Below are 18,656 nucleotides of genomic sequence, written 5' to 3' on the forward strand. Positions count from 1 at the left end.
CGACAGTGTCAACCAGCGATTACGGACCTGTTGCTCGATTGTGAACGCTGTGTTTCGTCATCTGACCGGAGCTCCGGGACCGAGCGGGATGCCGAGCGCCCACCAGGCCAGGAAGAGCAGGGTCCAGGCGACGGTCATGGAGATCGCCAGCGGGACGGTGTACGACGCGAGCGTTCCGACGCCGGCGTCCTTGCGGTAGCGCTGCAGGAAGCCCAGTGCCATCACGAAGTACGGGCTCATCGGCGTGATCGCGGTCGAGCCCGAGTCGGCGATCCGGAACAGCGCCTGCGTGGTCTCGGCCGGCACGTTGAGCAGCAGCATCATCGGCACCAGGATCGGCGCGGTCAGCGACCACATCGCCGAGCCGCTGGTCACCAGTACGTTGATGATCGTCAGCAGCGCCAGGATGCCGAGGAAGATCACCACCTTCGGTGCCCCGAGGTCACCGAGCGCCCGGGCCGACTCCGCGGACAGCAGATCGCCGAGGTTGCTCCAGTCGAAGTACGCCAGGAACTGCGCGATCGCGAAGAACAGCACGAGCACCGGCGCCATCTGTTTGATGCCCTCGGCCATCAGTTTCGGTACGTCGGCGGCGCGCCCGATCGCCTTCACAGTCACTCCGTACGTGATGCCGACCAGCGCGAACAGGAACGCCACCACCATCGCGATGCCGTCCAGGAACGGTGAGTCGACGATGCTGCCGTCCTTGCCGCGCAACGGCGAGTCGTGCGGCAGCAGGATCGCGACGATCGCCACCGCTGCGACCAGGAACACGATCCCGGCCCGGCGCAGACCCTTGCGCTCGGCAACCGATACGGCCAGCTGGTCCGGGTCGTCTCCCGGCGCGTCCGGGTCGGCGTCGAGGTCGGGCCGCTTGCTCAGCACCAGCCGGGTGACCAGCGTGATCACCAGCGCGAGCAGGACCGACGACGCGATGTTGAAGAACCAGTTCGACAGCACCGAGACGTGCGCGTCCGGATGCACCGTGCGCGCGGCGGCCGTGGTGATGCCCGCGAAGATCGCGTCGTTCGGCGTCGGGATCGGGCTGGCGTCGTACCCGGACGCGATCGCGGTGTACGCGACCACGATGCCGAGGATCGGCGACCGCCCCACGGCCCGGAACGCGAGCCCGCCGAGCGGGACCAGGATGATGTACGCCGCCGCGGACGCCACGTGCGACATGGTGCCGGCGAACGCGACCGCGAAGACGACCATCGAAGTCGGCACCCGGGACACGCTGACCCGCATCAGGGCCTGCAAAAACCCGGTCCGCTCGGCGAGCGCGACGCCCATGATCACCACGACGATCGTGGCCATCGGCGGGAACTCGGCGAAGTTCGAGATCGCCGTCGAGACCGCCATCTGCAGGCCGTCGCCGGACAGCAGGTTCTGGACGACGACCTCCTTGCCGTTCTTCGGCGAGATCACCGAGACGTCGAGCGCGGACAGGATCGCGCTGACCACGGCCAGGATCGCGGACAGGATCCAGAACAGCCAGAACGGGTGCGGCAGGGCGTTCCCGACCCGCTCGATGACCGCCATCGCCCGGACCAGCCGGGGCAGCTCCCTCGTGTCGGTCGCCGTACTCATGACAGCCTGTGCTTCGTGAAGAAGGCGCCGATCAGCTCGTGCGCCTCGAACGTCTGCGTCACGTAGCCGGGGCCGGACGACGAGTCGGAGCCGGGCCAGCTGTGCCCGCCGTCGGTGACCGCGACATGCACCACATCGGCCTTGCAACCCTGGTAGGTGAACGTCAGTACGTCGTCACCGAGCTGACCGGTCTTCGGGTCCTGCCGGCAGTGGTCCCGTACCGACCAGTCCCGGACCCAGGTCTGTACGTCGGGCAGATCGCGCTCGCCGTCGCCGCCGTACGGGATCGTGGTGTCGCCGGTCCCGTGGATGTCGAGGACCGGCACCGGGCGGCTCGGTGCGCAGCGCGTGCCCTGGATGTAGAACGCTCCCGACACCGGGGCGATCGCGGCGATCCGGTCGGCGAGCTGACAGGCGAGGATCCCGGTGAACCCGGCCCCGTTGGACTTGCCGGTCGCGAAGACGGCCTTGGTGTCGATGCAGTACGACGACTCCAGCTGGTCGAGCAGGTCTGCGGTGAACTTCACGTCGTCGACCCCCGGTGCGGAGTACGGCGCGCCCTGCCAGGCCTGCTTGTTCTCGTCGCCGATCACACCGTTGGGGTAGGCAACGATCGCGTCGAGCTTCGACAGGTCCGAGAACGCCTCGGTCTGCGCACCGGTCTTGCCGCGGCCGTGGTACACCAGGATCAGCGACTTCGCCTTGTTCGGCGTGTAGCTGTCCGGGACATGCAAGCGGTAGGTACGGGTGATGCCACCGGAGACCACGGTGTAGTCGCCGGTCGGGGCAGCCTGCTTCCCGCACCCGGCGGTGCGCGCGGCGGTCGCTGCGGTTGCCGTCGGCAACGTGGTGGCGGCGGTCACCAGGGCCGCCGACGCCAGCAGTGCACCGGCCCGCCGAGCGAGCAGCCGGCCGGACGGCCGGAGGGTTTTCGGGCGTGCGAGGTTCATCAGGGGTACCTCCTCGGGACAGGCGGCCTGCAGGCGGGCAGGCTCGCGCCTGGACCTCCCTGAGCGAAGGTCCAGTAACTCGGCTGTACGTCAGGCCGACAGCAACTCGTCGGCGAAGGCGGCTATCCGGTCGGCGGCGGTCTCCACCAGGAGACGGCCGTCCGCGGCGGTGGCGCGCCGGGGATCCCCCAGCACACCACGCTTGTGATATTCGTCGAACCCGACCGAGAGCCGGGGACCGCGGGTGTCCCGGGCCAGCCGGGACGGAACGGTCAGTTCCTCGAGGGTCAGCGCGCCCGGCTCCAGGCGATCGGCCTGGACCAGCTCCGGGGCGAGGTACAGCATCTGTGCGGTCTCGGCCTCGCCGGCGTGACCGTGGACGGCGCTGACGTCGGTGATCAGGTCCGCCACCACGGACGTGACCGGAGTCCACGCGAACGTCACGCCGGTACGGACGTACTCCTGCGCGAGCACGGAAAGCGCCGGATTGTTCCCGCCGTGCCCGGTGATCACCAGGAACTGCTTCCAGCCGTGCGTGTGCAGGCTCGCGACCAGGTCCCGGAGCACCTGCATGAACGTTGCCGGTGACAACGTCATCGTGCCGGCGAAGGCCATGTGGTGCGGCGAGACCCCGTACGGGACCGGTGGTGCGACGACCGCGCGGCCGGCCAGCCGCTCGGCGACGCGGTCGGCGACCCCGACGGCGCGGACGGTGTCGGTGGACATCGCCATCCCGCCGCCGTGCTGCTCCTGCGCACCGACCGGAATGATCACCAGCGGCGCGGTCCGGACCGCCTCGAGGGCCTGGTCGGTCGTCATCTCGGCGAGTCTCATGAGAACTCCGGGGCGGACTCGACGGCCTGACGAATGTTGTCCAGGTGCGTACGCGTCAGGCGCTCGGCCCGTACGGCATCCTGCGCGCGGACCGCCTCGACGATCGCCTGGTGCTCCTCGTGGTCCCGCTCGCGGTTGTCGTACAGTGCGCGGATCTGCTGCTGCTCACGGACCCGGACCTTCAGCAAGGAGGCCAGAACCTCTTGCAGCAAAGGGTTCCCGGACGCGGCTGCGAGCTCGACGTGGAAGTTCAGGGCGAACGCCGGACCACCCGGCGGGACGAGAGCGTTCGTCACCGCGGCCTCCAGGCGTTCGAGGTTCTCCGGCTGACGTGCGGCCGCGGACTGCGCCGCCACCGCCGGCTCGATCACCAGGCGGGCGCTGATCAGCTGCAGCACCGAGTCCTTGGTGATCGGCGGCCGGTGCGGGTTCGCCAGGACGACATTGTTGATCGTGGGGCCGACGTACGTCCCGGAACCGTGCCGGAACTCCACGGCCCCGGTCGCCTCGAGCTTGCGGAGCGCCTCGCGCACCGTCGGTGTGGTGATCGCGAACCGTTTCGCCAGCTCGCGCGCCGACGGGATCGCGTCACCGGGGCGCAGCCCACCGTCCCGGATGATCCCGAGGATCGACTCGGTCAACCGGTCGGACAGGCTGGGCGGCAGCTCCGCAGCTGAGTAACTCACAAACTGACTAAATCACTTATTCTTTCGTGCGGTCAAGACCTCGCACCAACCCGAAGATGATCAGCGGCACGACCAGCTCGAGCGCGGTCAGCGGCAACTGGAACCAGTGCGGCCGCCCCTCGAGCGCCCACGACAGCAGCCGGCCGAGCCCGCCGAGCAGGAAGAACCCGGCAAGCCAGTTCACCTCCTTGGCCTTGATCGTCCCGCGCACCGACGCCAGACAGGCAACCCCGTAGAACGCGAAGATCGCGCCGAAGAAGCGCTCCCGGCTGTCGACGGTCGGACCCGCGCCGGACAGCCCCGGCTCGGAGTGGATCCCGCCCACGACGTGAGCCAGCCCGATCAGGATGCAGGCGGCACCCAGCACGATCATCAGCCACTTCAGTACGGTCCTCATCGGCCATCCTTACTAGACAGGTGTCTACTAAGGATAAGCTCAAGCCATGTCACGCCGTCGGCTGCGCCCGGAGCAGCGCCGCGATGAGCTCGTCGATGCCGGGGAGCAACTGTTCGCGCGGCGCGGGTACGACGACGTCACGATGGAGGAGGTCGCGCGGTACGCCGAGGTGTCGCGGGCGCTGCTCTACCAGCACTTCGCCACCAAGCGGGACCTGTTCGCGACTGTCTACCGCCGTGCGTCGGACCGGCTGCTCGACCAGGTGCAGCTGACGTCGGACCGTCCGCTCGGCGCGCAGATCGACGCCGGGCTGGACGCGCACTTCGACTACTTCGAGGCGAACCGGGCCACGGTGATCGCGGCCAACCGGACGCTCGCCGGCGACCCCGCCATCCAGGCGATCATCTCCGACGAGCTGTCCGTGCTGCGCGAACGCGTACTCGACGCAACCAACCTGACCGGTGAACGGCGAGCACTGACATCAAGCATCCTGCACAGCTGGCTGCTGTTCGTCCGGGTCCTCACCGTCGACTGGCTGACGGAACCCCACTGCACCCGCGCCGAGCTGCGCGCGATCTGCACCTCTGCGCTGCTCGCCGCCTTGAATCCTGAGGCATCCTGACTGTTCAGGCGCGGCCGGCGTCGTGGACCAGGAGGGCGATCTTGGTGCGGTTGGGGAGCTCGAGCTTGGCCATGATGTGCGTGACGTGCACCTTGACCGTTGCCTCGCTCAACCCCAACTGCTGCGCGACCTCCGCATTGCTCAGGCCCTCCCCGACCGCGACGGCCACCTCTCGCTCGCGCGGTGTGAGATCACGCAGTACGTCGGCTGTGGGGCGCGCGGTGCGGGGCGCCGACGTGTATGCCGCGATCAGGCGCTTGGTGATGCTCGGCGACAACATGGAGTCGCCGTGGACGGCCTGCTCGACAGCGGCCACCAGCGCTCGCGGTGCGGTGTCCTTCAGCAAGAAGCCTGTCGCGCCGGCCTGCAGTGCTTCGTAGACGTACTCGTCCAGGTCGAACGTCGTCAGGATCACCACCGGCGGCGGATCCGCGAGTGTGTTCACGCGGCGGGTGACCTCGATCCCGTTGACGGTCGGCATCTGGATGTCGGTGAGCACCAGATCGGGCTCGTACTTCTCCACCAGTTCGAGGACCCGCGCCCCATCGGTGTCCTCGGCAACGACCTCGGCGTTGCCGCCGGCCTGCAGGATCAGCCGGATGCCGTTCCGGACCAGCTCCTCGTCGTCGAGAAGCACCACCTTGATCATTCCGCCACCCGTCCGAACGTCGCCCGTACTCTGAACACGCCGTCCACCCAACCAGTCTCCAGCTGCCCTCCGGCGAGCGACACCCGTTCCCGCATCCCCAGCAGGCCGTACCCCGATCCTGGTACGGCGGCGGGTGTGAGTCCGCGCGGATTCGTCACCTCGACGGTCAGGTCGTCGCCCTGGGCAACGACCTTCACCGTCACCTGCACGCCCGGTGCATGCTTCGCCGCGTTCGTCAGCGCCTCTTGGACAACGCGGTACGCCGCCCGGCCGACCGCGGGCGGCACCTCCGGTACGGGATCGGGCAGCTCGAGGGTGACCGTCTGACCGGTCGTGACCGCGTCCGCGACCAGCACGGGTACTGCGCCGAGTGCCGGCGCGACGTGGCCGGGTTCGCCGGGCAGCTCGTCCCGCAGTACCTGCAGGATCTCTCGCAGTTCGGTGAGCGCCGCCGTACTGGACTTGCGGATGATCTCCGCCACCCGCTCGGTCTGCTCGTCCGCCGCCGTCATCGTCAACGCGCCCGACTGCAGCGCGATCGCGCTCACCCGGTGCGCGACCACGTCGTGCATCTCGCGCGCGATCCGGCGCCGCTCGTCGGTGACGGCACGCTCCGAGCGGAGGTCGCGCTCCCGCTCGGCCTGCTCGGCGCGGTCGCGCAGGGCCGCGAGCAGCGCGCGCCGCTGGTACACCCAGAGTCCGAGCAGGAGCGGCCCGCCGACGAAGAACACCACCGACGCGGCCTGCTCGCCCCACGACAGGTGGTCCCGCCCCGGGATCGGCCAGACGACGATCACGATCGCGCCGACCACGCCGGCAACAGCCGTCTGCCAGTGCAGGCCTTTACGGCTGGCCATCGTGTACGCGGAGATCGTCACCGGCACGCTCGGAAACACCTGGCTGACCGGCGCCAGCACCACGAACAGCAGCGGGAAGCGCCGCCGCACCACCATCGCCGCGAACAGCACGCCGAGGAAGACACCGCCGTACCAGCGCAGACTGCCGTTGTTGGTGATGTCGAGCAGCGTCCCGCCGGCCACCGCGGCGGCGAACAGTACGTCGAACAGCAGGATCCGCACCTTGCCGTCCCACCACGCCAGCTGCATGCCCCCACCGTAGAGGTTCAACGAAGTGCGGGGACGCCTAACACTTTCGTACTAGCCGGCTTTGCCCTGTCCGGCCGATGTCCCGCGACGGCGGAACCGGGAGTCTGGAGACATGATGCTCCTGCAGACAGCCACCCAGACCGACCAGACCTTCGGCGTGATCGGCGGCGCGCTCCTGATCGGCGCCCTCGTCGCCTACGTGCTGCTCGTCGTCGGCGCCTTCTTCAGCGCGCTGTTCTCCTCCGCGACGGCCGGGATGAAGCTGGTCTGGATCGTCTTCATCGTGATCGCGCCCTTCATCGGCAGCCTCCTGTGGTTCCTGGTGGGCAAGCGGAACGCACAGGAAGCTGCCTACGGCTGAAGGGTCAGGAGGTGACGGTGATCGGGCTGCCGTTCGAGACCAGCGACCAGTCGCCGGTGTGGAAGGCCTTCGGGTCGACGGTGCCGGTGGTGGTGACGTAGTCGATCATCAACTGGCGGATCTCGACCTGGCGGTTGTAGACGACCGGGGCGGTCTTGACGTGCGGGAAGTTGCCGCCGCCGGACTGCCGGTAGTTGTTGACCGCGACAACGAACTCCTGGGCGTCGGTCACCGGCGTGCCGTCGTAGGCCAGGTCGGTGATGCGGGCGCCCACGGCTTTGGCGATGTCGATCTTGTACGTCAGCGGCTTGGTCAGGCCGCCGAGGATGTCGTAGTTGTAGTCCGGCGTCCCGTTCGGCGCGGTCGAGGTCGGGGCGTTGGTGACCTGATCGGACGGGAACGGTCCGGTGCCGCTGATCTGCTGGAAGTACGCCGCGGAGAACTCCAGGTACTCCTTCACCTGCACGCCCGTCATCGTGACCGCGAGCAGCGTGTTGTCGAAGACGTACAGGCCGGCCACGTCGCGAACCGACACGTCACTGGCCGGGATCGCCGCCTCGCGGTTGAACGGGGCCGCGATCGCGAGCACCGGCAGCGATGCCTGCGGCGTACCGGCGAGCGCCTTCGACACGGCGTCGGCCTGGACGAAGTTCACGAAGTCGAGCGCGGCGGTGTCCTCCCAGGGTGCGGTGGCCGCGGACATCGCCTCGGTGCAGGTGCCGATCTTCGAGTTGACGTACTCGACGACCTTGTCGTGGTCCTTCTGCAGCAGCGCGACCACGTCCGGGTCGGCGTCGACGGTGTTCGCGTTGAGCACCTGGCTGTGCCGGCCGACGACCTTCCACTGCCCGCGGACCTTCTGCAGGTCCAGGTCGAACAGCGACAGCCGCATGCCCCACTTGAGCGGCTCGCTCAGCACGACCTGCTCGCCGCTGGACTTGTTCGTGACGAGGCGTTCCGGGATCTCCAGGTGCGCGTGGCCGACCAGGACCGCGTCGATGCCCGGGACGGACTCGGCCATCAGGACGGACGCGTTCTCCGGGTACGGCAGCGCGTCGCCGTACGACGAGGACAGGTCCATGCCGGAGTGCACGGACGCGATCACGATGTCCGCGCCGGCCTTGCGGACCCGCGGCACCCAGAGCTTGGCGAGCTCGACGATGCCGCCGAACTTCAGCTTGTTCTCGACGTTCGCCTTGTCCCAGATCGCGATGCCCGGGTTGGTCAGGCCGAGGATGCCGACGGTGATCGGCTTCTCCCCCGGTACATGGATCCGCTTCAGCACGTACGGCGGGAAGGCCGGCAGGCCCGTGGTCCAGTCCTGGGCGTTCGCGCCGAGCAGCGGGAACCGCAACTGGTGCTGGAACTTGCGCAGGATGTCGAGACCGTAGTTGAACTCGTGGTTGCCGAGCGCCGCGGCGTCGTACCCGATCCGGTTCATCGCGGCCGCCATCGGGTGCGTCGGGCCGTCGGTGATGGGTTCGATCTTCGCGTAGTAGTACGCGAGCGGGGTGCCCTGGATGGTGTCGCCGGCGTCGAGGAGCAGCGGCCGCGGCGCGTGCCGGTCCGCGGCGATCCGGTCCCGGACCGCGCTCACCAGCGTGGAGACCTTGGCCAGGCCGATGTCGTTGTGCGCGGTGTCGTCGTACTCGGCGTTCTTGAAGTAGTCCCAGTTGAAGACGTTGCCGTGCAGGTCGGTGGTGCCCATCACGGTCAGCCGGACGGTCTTGCCCGGCCCGTGCCCCGGTCCGTGGTCGGCACCCGCGTACGCCGGAACGGCCTGGAACCCGGCCGCGGCCAGCGCCGCCGCGCCACCGATCACCGTGCGTCGTGTCATCCTCGCCCGCCCACTCGCCAGCTCAGTCGTCTGCTCGCCGCTGTCCGTCATCGCCCCGCCTCACAGGTCGTTTCGCCGGGATCTCCGGCACGAAGGCACACGATACGGCCGACACACCCCCACCCACCGAACCGATGCCCCCGGGGAGGAGAGAAGATGCCGCCTATGACCGCCCTCATGCCACGCCTCCGGCGCGGCGGGTCACGGGGCTCAACCTCCCGCCCTTCCCTCGTCGCTCCGGTCGCTTCGCTCCCTCCGCTCCTCAGTCCAGGGCGGGAGGCCCCGTGACCAAGCCGCCCGGCAAAGTGCTGCCGTTGGTCGCCGCCCTCCTCTGCGGTGCCGTCGTCGCTCAAGCTGCCACGCCGTCCTCCTCCTCGTCCGTGACGTCCGCCGCGCCTGCTGTGACCGCGACGCCGAACCACGGTCTGCTCAGTACGACGACGTCCAAGCAGGGCGAACCGTCCTCGTCCAAGCGACCGACGCCCCCGCCCGTGAAGCCGCCGAAGCCGCCGGCCGACGACTGGAACCTGACCAAGCATGGGAAGGTCCTGTACCTGACGTTCGACGACGGCCCGCAGCACGAGTGGACGCCGAAGGTCCTCGCGGTGCTGCGCAAGCACCACGCGCAGGCCACGTTCTTCGTCCTCGGGATCCAGGTCGCGCAGTACCCGGAACTGGTCGCCGCCGAACGCGCCGCCGGGCATCACGTCGGCAACCACACGTACGACCACAAGACGCTGACTCACCTGCCCGACGCGAAGGTGCATCAGGAGATCGCGATGGGGGTGAAGTCGAAGTGCCTGCGCCCACCGGAGGGAGCCACCACGGCGAAGATCGCGGCGATCGCGGCCGGGTACCACCAGCGCCAGGTGCTCTGGGACGTGGACACGAAGGACTGGGAGAAGCCCGGCATCGCGCACATCGAGCACGCGATCATGGCCGGCGCCCGCCCCGGCGCGATCATCCTGATGCACGACGGCGGCGGCAACCGCTCGCAGACCGTCGCGGCCCTCGACCACACCCTGACCCAGCTCACCAAGCAGGGCTACACCTACCGCTCGCTGCCCTGCTGATCCAGCAGGTCAGCGCCGCACGCCCGCCGTACTGTTCGAGAAGTGGCGGAGGGCTTGGTCGACGGCTTCGAGGGGCAGGTCGAGGGCGGCAACGGGGTAGAACCCGGCAGCCTTGATCCACTTGCTGGGACGCAGGGTCGCCTGGGCGGCCGGGTGCTCGAGTCCGCTGACGCCCGGGCTGACGGGCGTGACGCCTGGCTGCAGCGCAACCGACACCACGGGCTGCCCGAAGCGGCGTTCGTGGCGCAGGCCGGCGACCGCGGGCCAGGGCAGGACGACCGCGCACGGCGCACCGTCGACACCGAGTTCGAGCGCGGCCGGCGTCATCCGCAGCGCGTACGGCGGGATCTCCGAGGAGTCGTACCAGCGCTTCTGGTCGCCCAGCAGCTTGAAGATCAGGACCACGCCCGGCAACGGCAGCAGGAACGCGACGATCATCGGAAGCCCGAGGTACCAGCCCGCGCCCAGCAGGCTCAGCATCAGCACCCCGACGACGAGGCCGAGGGTGATCAGGAACACCATGACGATGCCGCCGATCAGGCGTGACCTGCGGACAGCGGCGCGCCGCCGCAGCACCTCGTCGTGCCGCAGGCCGACCACGAAACTCTCGTTCATGACCCGAGCCTGGCAGATCGGACCGGTCAGCGCCGAACGCCCGCAGTACCGTTCGAGAAATGCTGAAGTGCCTCGTCGATGACGTGGACGGGCTGGTCGAGGGCCTTGATCAGGAACATCCCGGTCGGCCGGAGCAGCGGGTTCGGCCGGACCACGTTGCGGACCGACGGCTGGTCGAGGCCGCGGACGCCCGCGGTCGTCGCGCCGACGCCGCGTTCCAGGGCGATGTCGAGCATGTACTGACCGAGCAGCTTGTGCTGCGTGAAGCCGCGCACGGTCGGCCACGGCAGCACCACCGGGTACGCCGCGCCGTCGCAGGCCAGCTCGAGCCCCTTGGCCGAGATCCGCATCGCGACCGGCGGCAGCTCGTTGGCCTCGTACCAGGCCTTGCGGTCGGTCTGGATGCGGTACACGAGCACCGTGCTGAGCACCAGCGGGATCATTGCCAGGATCAACAACAGCGCGAACGGCCACATCCCGGACCCCGGGAACGCGATCAGCGCGTAGACCGCGGCAACGATGCCGACGGCACCGAGCGCCGCCGTCACCCAGGCGCCGCGCCGTTCCACGGTCCGGACCACCTCGCGCCGGCGCAGCACCGCGTCGCGGTCGATCCCGACCACGAACGGCTGCCCCGGATCCCGTGGCGGCACCTGTACCTCCGGCTCGATCTCTGCGACCCCGTCCTCACTCACCGGGAAAGAATCCCACAACAGGTCAGTTCTTGCGGCGACCCGCCCAGGTCCAGGCGTAGACGCCGTCGTCCACCTCGCGGCCTGCTTCGCCGAGCTCGAGGGGGCGGAAGGTGTCGACCATCACCGCAAGCTCCTCGAAACGCTCGGCGCCGAGGGACGCCTCGATCGCGGACGGCTGCGGGCCGTGCGCGTACCCGCCGGGGTGCAGCGAGATCGAGCCGAGCCCGATCCCGGAGCCCTTCCGGGCCTCGTAGTCGCCGCCGCAGTAGAACATCACCTCGTCGGAGTCGACGTTCGAGTGGTAGTACGGCACCGGTACCGACAGCGGGTGGTAGTCGACCTTCCGCGGCACGAAGTTGCAGACCACGAAGTTGTACCCCTCGAACACCTGGTGCACGGGCGGCGGCTGGTGCACCCGCCCGGTGATCGGCTCGAAGTCGCTCACGTTGAACGTGTACGGGTACAGGCAGCCGTCCCAGCCGACCACGTCGAACGGATGCGTCGCGTACGTCATCCGCGTCCCGACGATCCCACCGGCGCCGTTGCCCCGGTGCTTGACGAGCACCTCGACGTCGGTGCCCTCGACCACGAGCGGCTCGGTGGTGGGGTGCAGGTCGCGTTCGCAGTACGGCGAGTGCTCGAGGAACTGGCCGTACCGGGACAGGTAGCGCTTCGGCGGCGCGATGTGCGAGTTGCCCTCGATGCAGTACGCGTGCACGCCGTCGGGCCCGGGCAGCCAGCGGTGCGTGGTCGCGCGCGGGATGATCACGTAGTCGCCCTCGACCGCGTTCAGGACGCCGAACCCGGTCTCGACGGTGGCCGAGCCCTTCTCGACGTACACGCACTCGTCGCCGATCCCGTTGCGGTAGTACGGCGACGGCTGCTCGGCGACGACGTACGAGATCCGCACGTCACCGTTGCCGAGGACGAGCCTGCGGTCCTCGACCGCGTTCGACTTGGACGTGTCGGTGAAGAGGTCGTGGAGCTTCAGATGCCGTGGCGTGAGTGGGTGGTTGGGCGTGGTGGCCAGGTCCGGCAGCTCCCACACCTGGGAGTCGACGATCGCGGACGGTACGCCGGCGTGGTACAGCAGCGACGAGTCCGACGAGAACCCCTCCTCGCCCATCAGCTCCTCGTAGTACAAGCCGCCGTCCGGTTTCCGGAACTGGGTGTGCCGCTTGGGTGGTATCTGTCCGACCTGCCGGTAGAACGCCATCGCTCCCGCCTCGGTGTACGATAATCGAACGCGTGTGTCCGCTTACCGAAAGCATCCGTTAGGCTTCGGAACATGTCAACCGTCCCCGCGCTGTACCGGCACCTGGTCGACGACGCGTCGATGTTCCCGCCGGGCAACCTGCCGCTCGCCGAAGCGGTCGCCGCGCACCAGGCCCACCTGCAATCGCCGTCCGCCGACCTGGTCGGCCCGTTCGTCTGCACCGACGACAACCTGATGAAGGTCGCCGAAGCAGCCCGGGGTGCGACCGGCCCGCTGCGGGTCTCGGTGGTGATCTCCGGCGGGGCCGGCGGGATCGAGCCGGCGGTGCGTTGGGGCGACCGGTCGAAGGACGTCGAGGTGACCGCGGTCGAGGTACGGCTGCGGGACGAGGACGACCTGTCGCGGAACGCTTTGCGCGTCGTACGGGCGTGTGACGACTGCCTCGACGAGGAGACGGCGTACGTCGAGATCGGCCTGGACGGGGCCTGGGAACGCGCCCTCGACGTGGTCGCCGACGCCGGGTACGCCGCCAAGCTCCGTACGGGTGGACTCGACGCGTATCTGTTCCCGTCCAGCGCTCAGGTGGCCTCGTTCATCACCGCGTGCCTCGACCGCGAGGTGCCGTTCAAGTGCACGGCGGGGCTGCACAACGCGGTCCGCCACACCGCGGAGGACTTCGAGCACCATGGCTTCCTCAACGTACTGCTGGCCACCCGGGCTTCGCTGGATGGCGCAGTGCAGGATGAGCTCGTCCAACTGCTGGAGAGCCGCGACGGAGCGCAGTTGGCCGCGCGAGCGCGCGAGTTGTCCGACGATCAGGCGGCCAGTACCCGCCGGTGGTTCACTTCGTTCGGCTCCTGCAGCATCGACGAGCCGCGGACGGACCTTCAGACCCTGGGGCTGATGTGACGAGTTGGATCGAGATCCCGGACGGTTCGCCGTTCGGGCCGGAGAACCTGCCGCTCGGCGTGTTCCGGCACGGGGACGAGGAGCCGCGGGTCGGGGCGGCGATCGGCGATCAGGTCATCGACCTCGCGCCGCTCGCGTCGGCGCAGATGCTCGACGGCGCGCAACTGTTCGCCGAGCCGACCCTGAACGCCTTCCTCGCCCTCGGGCGCCCGGCCTGGCGCGCGACCCGGAACTGGCTGCTCGACCTGGTCCGCACGGCCGGTGACCGCGACACGGTCGAGCCGCATCTGATCCCGCAGTCGGCGGTCACCATGCAGCTGCCGTTCGCGGTCGCCGACTACGTCGACTTCTACGCCTCCGAGCAGCATGCGTCGAACCTCGGCCGGCTGTTTCGTCCGGACTCGGAGCCGCTGCTGCCGAACTGGAAGCACCTTCCGGTCGGCTATCACGGGCGGGCCGGCACGATCGTTGCCAGCGGCACCGAGATCGTCCGCCCTTCTGGGCAGCGCAAGGCGCCGGACGCGGGCGCGCCGACGTTCGGGCCGTCGCAGCGGCTCGACATCGAGGTCGAGCTCGGGTACGTCGTCGGCACGCCGTCGACGCTCGGAAAGCCTGTCTCCGTTGAGGATTTCGAGGAACATGTGTACGGCGTGGTGCTCGTCAACGACTGGTCTGCGCGGGACCTGCAGGCGTGGGAGTACGTGCCGCTCGGCCCGTTCCTGGGCAAGTCGTTCGCGACGTCGATCTCGCCGTGGGTGGTCTCGCTCGACGCCCTCACCGCGTCGGCCGTGCCGCTCGGGGTGCAGGACCCGCCCGTCCTTCCGTACCTCCGTGGGTCGCACCTGACGAACTACGACATCACGTTCGAGGTCAGGTTGAACGGTCATCTCGTCAGCTCGCCGCCGTACCGCGATGTGTACTGGTCGCCCGCGCAGATGCTCGCGCACATGACGGTGAACGGCGCGACCGTCCGGACCGGCGACCTGTACGCCTCCGGAACCGTCAGCGGCGCGGCGAAGGACCAACGCGGCTCGTTCATAGAACTCAGCTGGGCCGGCCGCGACCCACTAATGATCGACGGCAAACCCCGCACCTTCCTCGAAGACGGCGACGAAGTAACCATCACCGCCTGGGCGGGCCCGGGCCTAGGCCTAGGCGAGGTAACCGGTCGCATTACCCCGGCTTGACCCACCCCTCCCGCCTTCGGTGCCGAGGCCCGACCTGAGGTGAATGTTGTTCGTAAGTGTTTGTTTCTCTTGACCTAGTGACTGTTACGTGCGAACTTCGTCCGCATGAAACGTTCAGTGGGGTGTGGAGTACTGGCTGTAGCGCTCGCCGCCGGTGTGCTGGGCGTGCCCTCAGGTGCGCAAGCACAGAGCACCGGCGGCGACCTGACACTGCGGTCCGCCGAGCTGACGGTCACCGTCGCGGCGGACTTCCCGCGGGTGATCAGGTACGTCGACAACGCGTCCGGGCAGGCTCTCGGTGGACAGCCGGACGCGATCTCGACCGTGACGATCGACGGTGTTGCGCGAACGGCGCACCTCGCCGGCCCCGCCACGATCACCGGCACAGGCACAGGCACAGGCACCGGCACCGGCACCGGCACCGGCACCGGCACCAAGGTGACGTACAAACTCGCCTTCGACGCACTTCCGGACGTGCAGCTGGACGCGAGTCTGAATCTCGCCGGCCGGGTGACGACGTTCGCGATCGACGCGGTGCGCGACACCGCCACCAGTCGCGTGCACACGATCGACATCCCCGACCAGGACCTGGTCTCGGTCGCGAGTACGGACGCCGGCGCCACGACCGCGTTCACGACGCTCGACCCCGACTCGACCCGTACCGCTGACAAGATCACGCCGGTCACCGCGACCACACCGGCCGAGACGTCCGCGACCGGCGCCGCATACGCGTTCGTCAACACCAGCGGCCTCGCAGCGGGCATCGAGTCGAACTCGACGTACGACAAACCGTCCGGCCCGTCGGTCGACGACGGCGCCCGGTTCTGGCATCGCGCCCGCAAGGCTGCCGACGGCAGTACGCGCGTCGGCGTCTGGAGCGGCCAGTGGACCTACCGCGCCGACACCTCCCCGTACACCGAGCCGCTGCCCTGGGCGAAGGTCGTAGTGACCCCCGACGCCAACCACGACAAGACCGTCGACTGGGAGGACGGCGCGGTCGCGTTCCGCTCGATCATGACCGAGCCGAACGGCGGCGACCAGGTCAAGAACCGGGTGATCACGCACATCCCGTTCAACTTCGCGAGCCAGGCCACGCACCCATTCCTGCGGACGCTCGACGACGTCAAGCGGATCTCGCTGTCGACCGACGGCCTCGGCCAGATGGCGATCCTCAAGGGGTACGCCTCCGAGGGCCACGACTCCGCGCACCCGGACTACGGCGGCAACTACAACACCCGCGCCGGCGGGCTCACCGACCTGAACACCCTGCTCAAGCAGGGCAAGTCCTGGAACGCCGCGTTCGGTGTGCACGTGAACGCGACCGAGGCGTACCCGGACGCACACGCGTTCAGCGAGGACCTGGTCGACAAGAACGCCAAGGGCTGGAACTGGCTCGGCCAGAGCTACTACATCAAGCAGCGTCCAGATCTTGCCTCGGGCAACATCATCGACCGCTTCCAGCAGCTCCGGAACGAGACCGACAAGAACCTGCAGGAGCTGTACATCGACGTGTATTACCAGTCCGGCTGGCTCGCCGACGGCCTCACCCGGCAGCTGACCGACCAGGGCTGGCAGATCGCGACCGAGTGGGCGGACCGGCACGAGCGGACGTCGCTGTGGTCGCACTGGGCCAACGACCTCGACTACGGCGGCGCCACCAACAAGGGGCTGAACAGCAAGATCATCCGGTTCGTCCGCAACCACGAGAAGGACGTCTGGAACAACGACCCGATCCTCGGCCAGTCCGCGATCGTCGAGTTCGAGGGCTGGACCGGCGAGACCGACTGGCACGCGTTCTACACCAACATCTGGCAGCGCAACCTGCCCGCGAAGTTCCTGCAGCAGCAGAAGATCCTGGACTGGAACGCCGACGACATCACCTTCACCGGCGGGATCCGCGGCGCGGTCGAGAACGGCAAGCGCACCGTGTACGCCGGGAACGCGAAGGTGCTCGACGGCGACAAGTACCTGCTGCCGTGGGACGGCAACAAGAAGCTGTACCACTACAACCCGGCCGGCGGCCGTACTACGTGGCAGGTCCCGGCGGCGTTCGCCGGTGCGCGGACGTTCTCCGTCTACAAGCTGACCGACACCGGTCGTGTGAAGGTGACCAGCGTTCCCGTGCACGACGGCACGCTCACGCTCGACGCGGTGCAGGGACAGCCGTACGTGCTCTACCCGGTGGTCGCCCCGAAGGTGCAGCCGGCCAATTGGGGTGCGAGCAGCCACGTGAAGGATCCCGGCTTCAACGCCGGCAACCTGGACGCCTGGAACCCGATCGGCGGTGCGACCATCGCGACGCTCGAGAACGGGCAGCACGTCGCCCAGCTCGGCACGAAGGCGTCGTCGCTCAAGCAGCACCTCACCGGCCTGACCCGCGGTCGTACCTACAGCGCGTCTGCCTGGGTGGAGGTCGAGCCGGGCAAGTCGCGGCCGACGACGATCTCGGTCGACGGGGTGAAGAACGTCGTCACCCGATCGACCGTGCAGAACATGGTTGCCGCCGACGACAAGCACGGCATGTCCTACCAGCGGGTGCGAACCCTGTTCGCAGCAAAGGGAAGCACCGCTGAGCTGTCGATCGGAGCAGCAGCCGGCGCGGCACAGGTTCGGATGGATGACGTGCGGGTGGTGGATACCAAGCGGGCCGCGGCGGGGCTGGTGGACGACTTCGAGAACGTCGACCAGGGGTGGGGTCCGTTCGTCAAGGGAGATGCAGGCGGGGTGACCGATCCGCGGACGGTGCTCGCGCCTGAGCATGCGCCGTACACCCAGGCCGGCTGGAACGGGAAGCTCGTCGACGACGTACTCGACGGCAACTGGTCGCTCAAGTCCCACGAAGAGAACGCCGGCCTCGTCTACCGGACCGCGCCATGGACGGTGAACTTCCAGCCGGGGCACAAGTACCGGGTCAGCTTCGACTACGAGAGCGGCCGCGCCGGGCAGTACGCCTGGATCCAGGGCGTGGATCGTCCGGACCCGGTCGAGGTCAAGGCGACCGCGATCGGCGAGCAGCGCACCAAGTCGACGTTCAACCAGGAGTTCGTGGCCGGCTGCGGTGGCGACTACTGGGTGGGGCTGCGCAAACTCACCGACGGCGGTGACCAGACCGACTTCATCATGGACAACTTCGCCGTTCAGGATCTCGGTACGTCGACGGAGCCGGCGGACTGTACGTCGGTCGCGGCATCCGGATTGACCGGGCTCGTGCCGGGCGAGGCGAACACGGTGAAGACAACGTTCACGAACAACGATGTGGTTGCTGCGAGCAACATCACCCTCGGTCTGACCGCACCGGACGGCTGGACCGTCGCCGCGACCAGCCCGTCGACGTACGAGACCGTTGCCGCAGGCACCACTGTGACGACGACCTGGGACGTGACGCCACCGGCCGGCACGCCGGAGGGCAAGTACCCGCTGACGGTTACCGGCGGGCAGGCGACGATCGGCGCGGAGGCGACGGTGCTGCCGCCGGGGATCGTGCCGCAGTCGCGGATCAAGGTCGCGGACGTGAGCAGTGAGGACGTGGCAACCGGTGGTGCGGCGACGATGGCGCTGGACGGAAACCCCAGCACCATCTGGCATTCCGCCTGGTCAGAGGTCAGTACGCCGGCCGGCTATCCGCACCACATCACGCTCGACCTCGGATCGACGTACCAGGTGGACGGGTTCAGCTACCTGCCCCGGCAGAGCGGGACGAACGGGATGTTCAAGGGGTACGAGATCTATGTCAGCGCGGACGGGCAGGACTGGGGTACGCCGGTGGCGACGGGTGAGTTCCCCAACTCCACCGCCGTCCAACGGATCGACTTCACCGCCAAGCCCGGCCGCTACGTGAAGCTGGTAGGCACCAGCTCGCTGAACGGCGCGGTGTTCGGCTCGGCCGCCGAACTGAACGTCTACGGCACGCACTAGAACAGCGCCCACTC

The 18,656-nt window shown here is 68.6% G+C and carries 17 protein-coding genes; 6 read left to right on the top strand and 11 right to left on the bottom strand.

What is annotated here, in order from left to right; translation table 11 throughout:
- Positions 1 to 57: 57 nt before the first annotated feature.
- The 5 genes from ACGFI6_RS04365 to ACGFI6_RS04385 all read right to left on the bottom strand — a co-directional run bounded on the left by ACGFI6_RS04365 (position 58) and on the right by ACGFI6_RS04385 (position 4,457).
- Positions 58 to 1,590, bottom strand: coding sequence for an AbgT family transporter (locus ACGFI6_RS04365; protein WP_393115190.1), 1,533 nt, complete (start codon positions 1,588 to 1,590; stop codon positions 58 to 60).
- Complete coding sequence (locus tag ACGFI6_RS04370; protein WP_393115191.1) at positions 1,587 to 2,540, bottom strand: alpha/beta hydrolase family esterase; 954 nt, start codon at positions 2,538 to 2,540, stop codon at positions 1,587 to 1,589. The genes ACGFI6_RS04365 and ACGFI6_RS04370 overlap by 4 nt, the downstream gene beginning before the upstream one ends.
- Before the next feature lie 90 nt (positions 2,541 to 2,630).
- On the bottom strand, positions 2,631 to 3,374 hold the full coding sequence (locus ACGFI6_RS04375) for a creatininase family protein (RefSeq protein WP_393115192.1): 744 nt from the start codon (positions 3,372 to 3,374) through the stop codon (positions 2,631 to 2,633).
- Positions 3,371 to 4,060, bottom strand: coding sequence for a FadR/GntR family transcriptional regulator (locus tag ACGFI6_RS04380; protein ID WP_393115193.1), 690 nt, complete (start codon positions 4,058 to 4,060; stop codon positions 3,371 to 3,373). Before ACGFI6_RS04380 ends, ACGFI6_RS04375 begins: the two co-directional genes overlap by 4 nt.
- A gap of 16 nt (positions 4,061 to 4,076) precedes the next feature.
- Complete coding sequence (locus ACGFI6_RS04385; RefSeq protein WP_393115194.1) at positions 4,077 to 4,457, bottom strand: DUF4345 domain-containing protein; 381 nt, start codon at positions 4,455 to 4,457, stop codon at positions 4,077 to 4,079.
- 46 nt (positions 4,458 to 4,503) lie between these two features.
- Between ACGFI6_RS04385 and ACGFI6_RS04390 the strand changes: the two genes are divergently transcribed.
- The gene (locus ACGFI6_RS04390) at positions 4,504 to 5,079 is read left to right on the top strand and encodes a TetR/AcrR family transcriptional regulator (RefSeq protein WP_393115195.1); all 576 of its coding nucleotides are present in this window, start codon (positions 4,504 to 4,506) and stop codon (positions 5,077 to 5,079) included.
- Between the two features lie 4 nt (positions 5,080 to 5,083).
- On the opposite strand, the gene ACGFI6_RS04395 is transcribed toward ACGFI6_RS04390, so the two are convergent.
- Positions 5,084 to 5,728, bottom strand: coding sequence for a response regulator (locus ACGFI6_RS04395; RefSeq protein ID WP_393115196.1), 645 nt, complete (start codon positions 5,726 to 5,728; stop codon positions 5,084 to 5,086).
- The gene (locus ACGFI6_RS04400) at positions 5,725 to 6,834 is read right to left on the bottom strand and encodes a histidine kinase (RefSeq protein WP_393115197.1); all 1,110 of its coding nucleotides are present in this window, start codon (positions 6,832 to 6,834) and stop codon (positions 5,725 to 5,727) included. Before ACGFI6_RS04400 ends, ACGFI6_RS04395 begins: the two co-directional genes overlap by 4 nt.
- Positions 6,835 to 6,946: 112 nt before the next feature.
- On the opposite strand from ACGFI6_RS04400, the gene ACGFI6_RS04405 reads away from it, so the two are divergent.
- Positions 6,947 to 7,195, top strand: coding sequence for a PLDc N-terminal domain-containing protein (locus ACGFI6_RS04405; RefSeq protein ID WP_393115199.1), 249 nt, complete (start codon positions 6,947 to 6,949; stop codon positions 7,193 to 7,195).
- A 4-nt stretch (positions 7,196 to 7,199) separates the two neighbouring features.
- Here the strand turns inward: ACGFI6_RS04405 and ACGFI6_RS04410 are convergent, their stop codons facing one another.
- Entirely contained in the window at positions 7,200 to 9,083 is a 1,884-nt protein-coding gene (locus ACGFI6_RS04410) for a bifunctional metallophosphatase/5'-nucleotidase (protein ID WP_393115200.1), read from the bottom strand.
- Positions 9,084 to 9,316: 233 nt separating this feature from the next.
- Between ACGFI6_RS04410 and ACGFI6_RS04415 the strand changes: the two genes are divergently transcribed.
- Positions 9,317 to 10,105: a polysaccharide deacetylase family protein gene (locus ACGFI6_RS04415; protein WP_393115201.1), complete on the top strand. Its 789-nt coding sequence runs from the start codon at positions 9,317 to 9,319 to the stop codon at positions 10,103 to 10,105.
- A 9-nt stretch (positions 10,106 to 10,114) separates the two neighbouring features.
- On the opposite strand, the gene ACGFI6_RS04420 is transcribed toward ACGFI6_RS04415, so the two are convergent.
- The 3 genes from ACGFI6_RS04420 to ACGFI6_RS04430 are packed head-to-tail and all read right to left on the bottom strand — an operon-like array spanning position 10,115 to position 12,631.
- Complete coding sequence (locus ACGFI6_RS04420; RefSeq protein WP_393115202.1) at positions 10,115 to 10,720, bottom strand: hypothetical protein; 606 nt, start codon at positions 10,718 to 10,720, stop codon at positions 10,115 to 10,117.
- A gap of 26 nt (positions 10,721 to 10,746) precedes the next feature.
- Positions 10,747 to 11,415, bottom strand: coding sequence for a hypothetical protein (locus ACGFI6_RS04425; RefSeq protein WP_393115203.1), 669 nt, complete (start codon positions 11,413 to 11,415; stop codon positions 10,747 to 10,749).
- A gap of 22 nt (positions 11,416 to 11,437) precedes the next feature.
- Complete coding sequence (locus ACGFI6_RS04430) at positions 11,438 to 12,631, bottom strand: homogentisate 1,2-dioxygenase (protein ID WP_393115204.1); 1,194 nt, start codon at positions 12,629 to 12,631, stop codon at positions 11,438 to 11,440.
- 72 nt (positions 12,632 to 12,703) lie between these two features.
- Between ACGFI6_RS04430 and ACGFI6_RS04435 the strand changes: the two genes are divergently transcribed.
- The 3 genes from ACGFI6_RS04435 to ACGFI6_RS04445 all read left to right on the top strand — a co-directional run bounded on the left by ACGFI6_RS04435 (position 12,704) and on the right by ACGFI6_RS04445 (position 18,642).
- Complete coding sequence (locus ACGFI6_RS04435) at positions 12,704 to 13,540, top strand: hypothetical protein (RefSeq protein WP_393115205.1); 837 nt, start codon at positions 12,704 to 12,706, stop codon at positions 13,538 to 13,540.
- The gene (fahA, locus tag ACGFI6_RS04440) at positions 13,537 to 14,727 is read left to right on the top strand and encodes a fumarylacetoacetase (RefSeq protein ID WP_393115206.1); all 1,191 of its coding nucleotides are present in this window, start codon (positions 13,537 to 13,539) and stop codon (positions 14,725 to 14,727) included. The genes ACGFI6_RS04435 and fahA overlap by 4 nt, the downstream gene beginning before the upstream one ends.
- Before the next feature lie 105 nt (positions 14,728 to 14,832).
- Positions 14,833 to 18,642 (top strand): endo-alpha-N-acetylgalactosaminidase family protein, encoded by a 3,810-nt coding sequence (locus ACGFI6_RS04445; RefSeq protein WP_393115207.1) that lies wholly within the window; start codon positions 14,833 to 14,835, stop codon positions 18,640 to 18,642.
- Positions 18,643 to 18,656 lie beyond the last annotated feature (14 nt).

Origin of the sequence: Kribbella sp. NPDC048928 (assembly GCF_043197975.1) — a bacterium.
Classification (GTDB): Bacteria; Actinomycetota; Actinomycetes; order Propionibacteriales; family Kribbellaceae; genus Kribbella.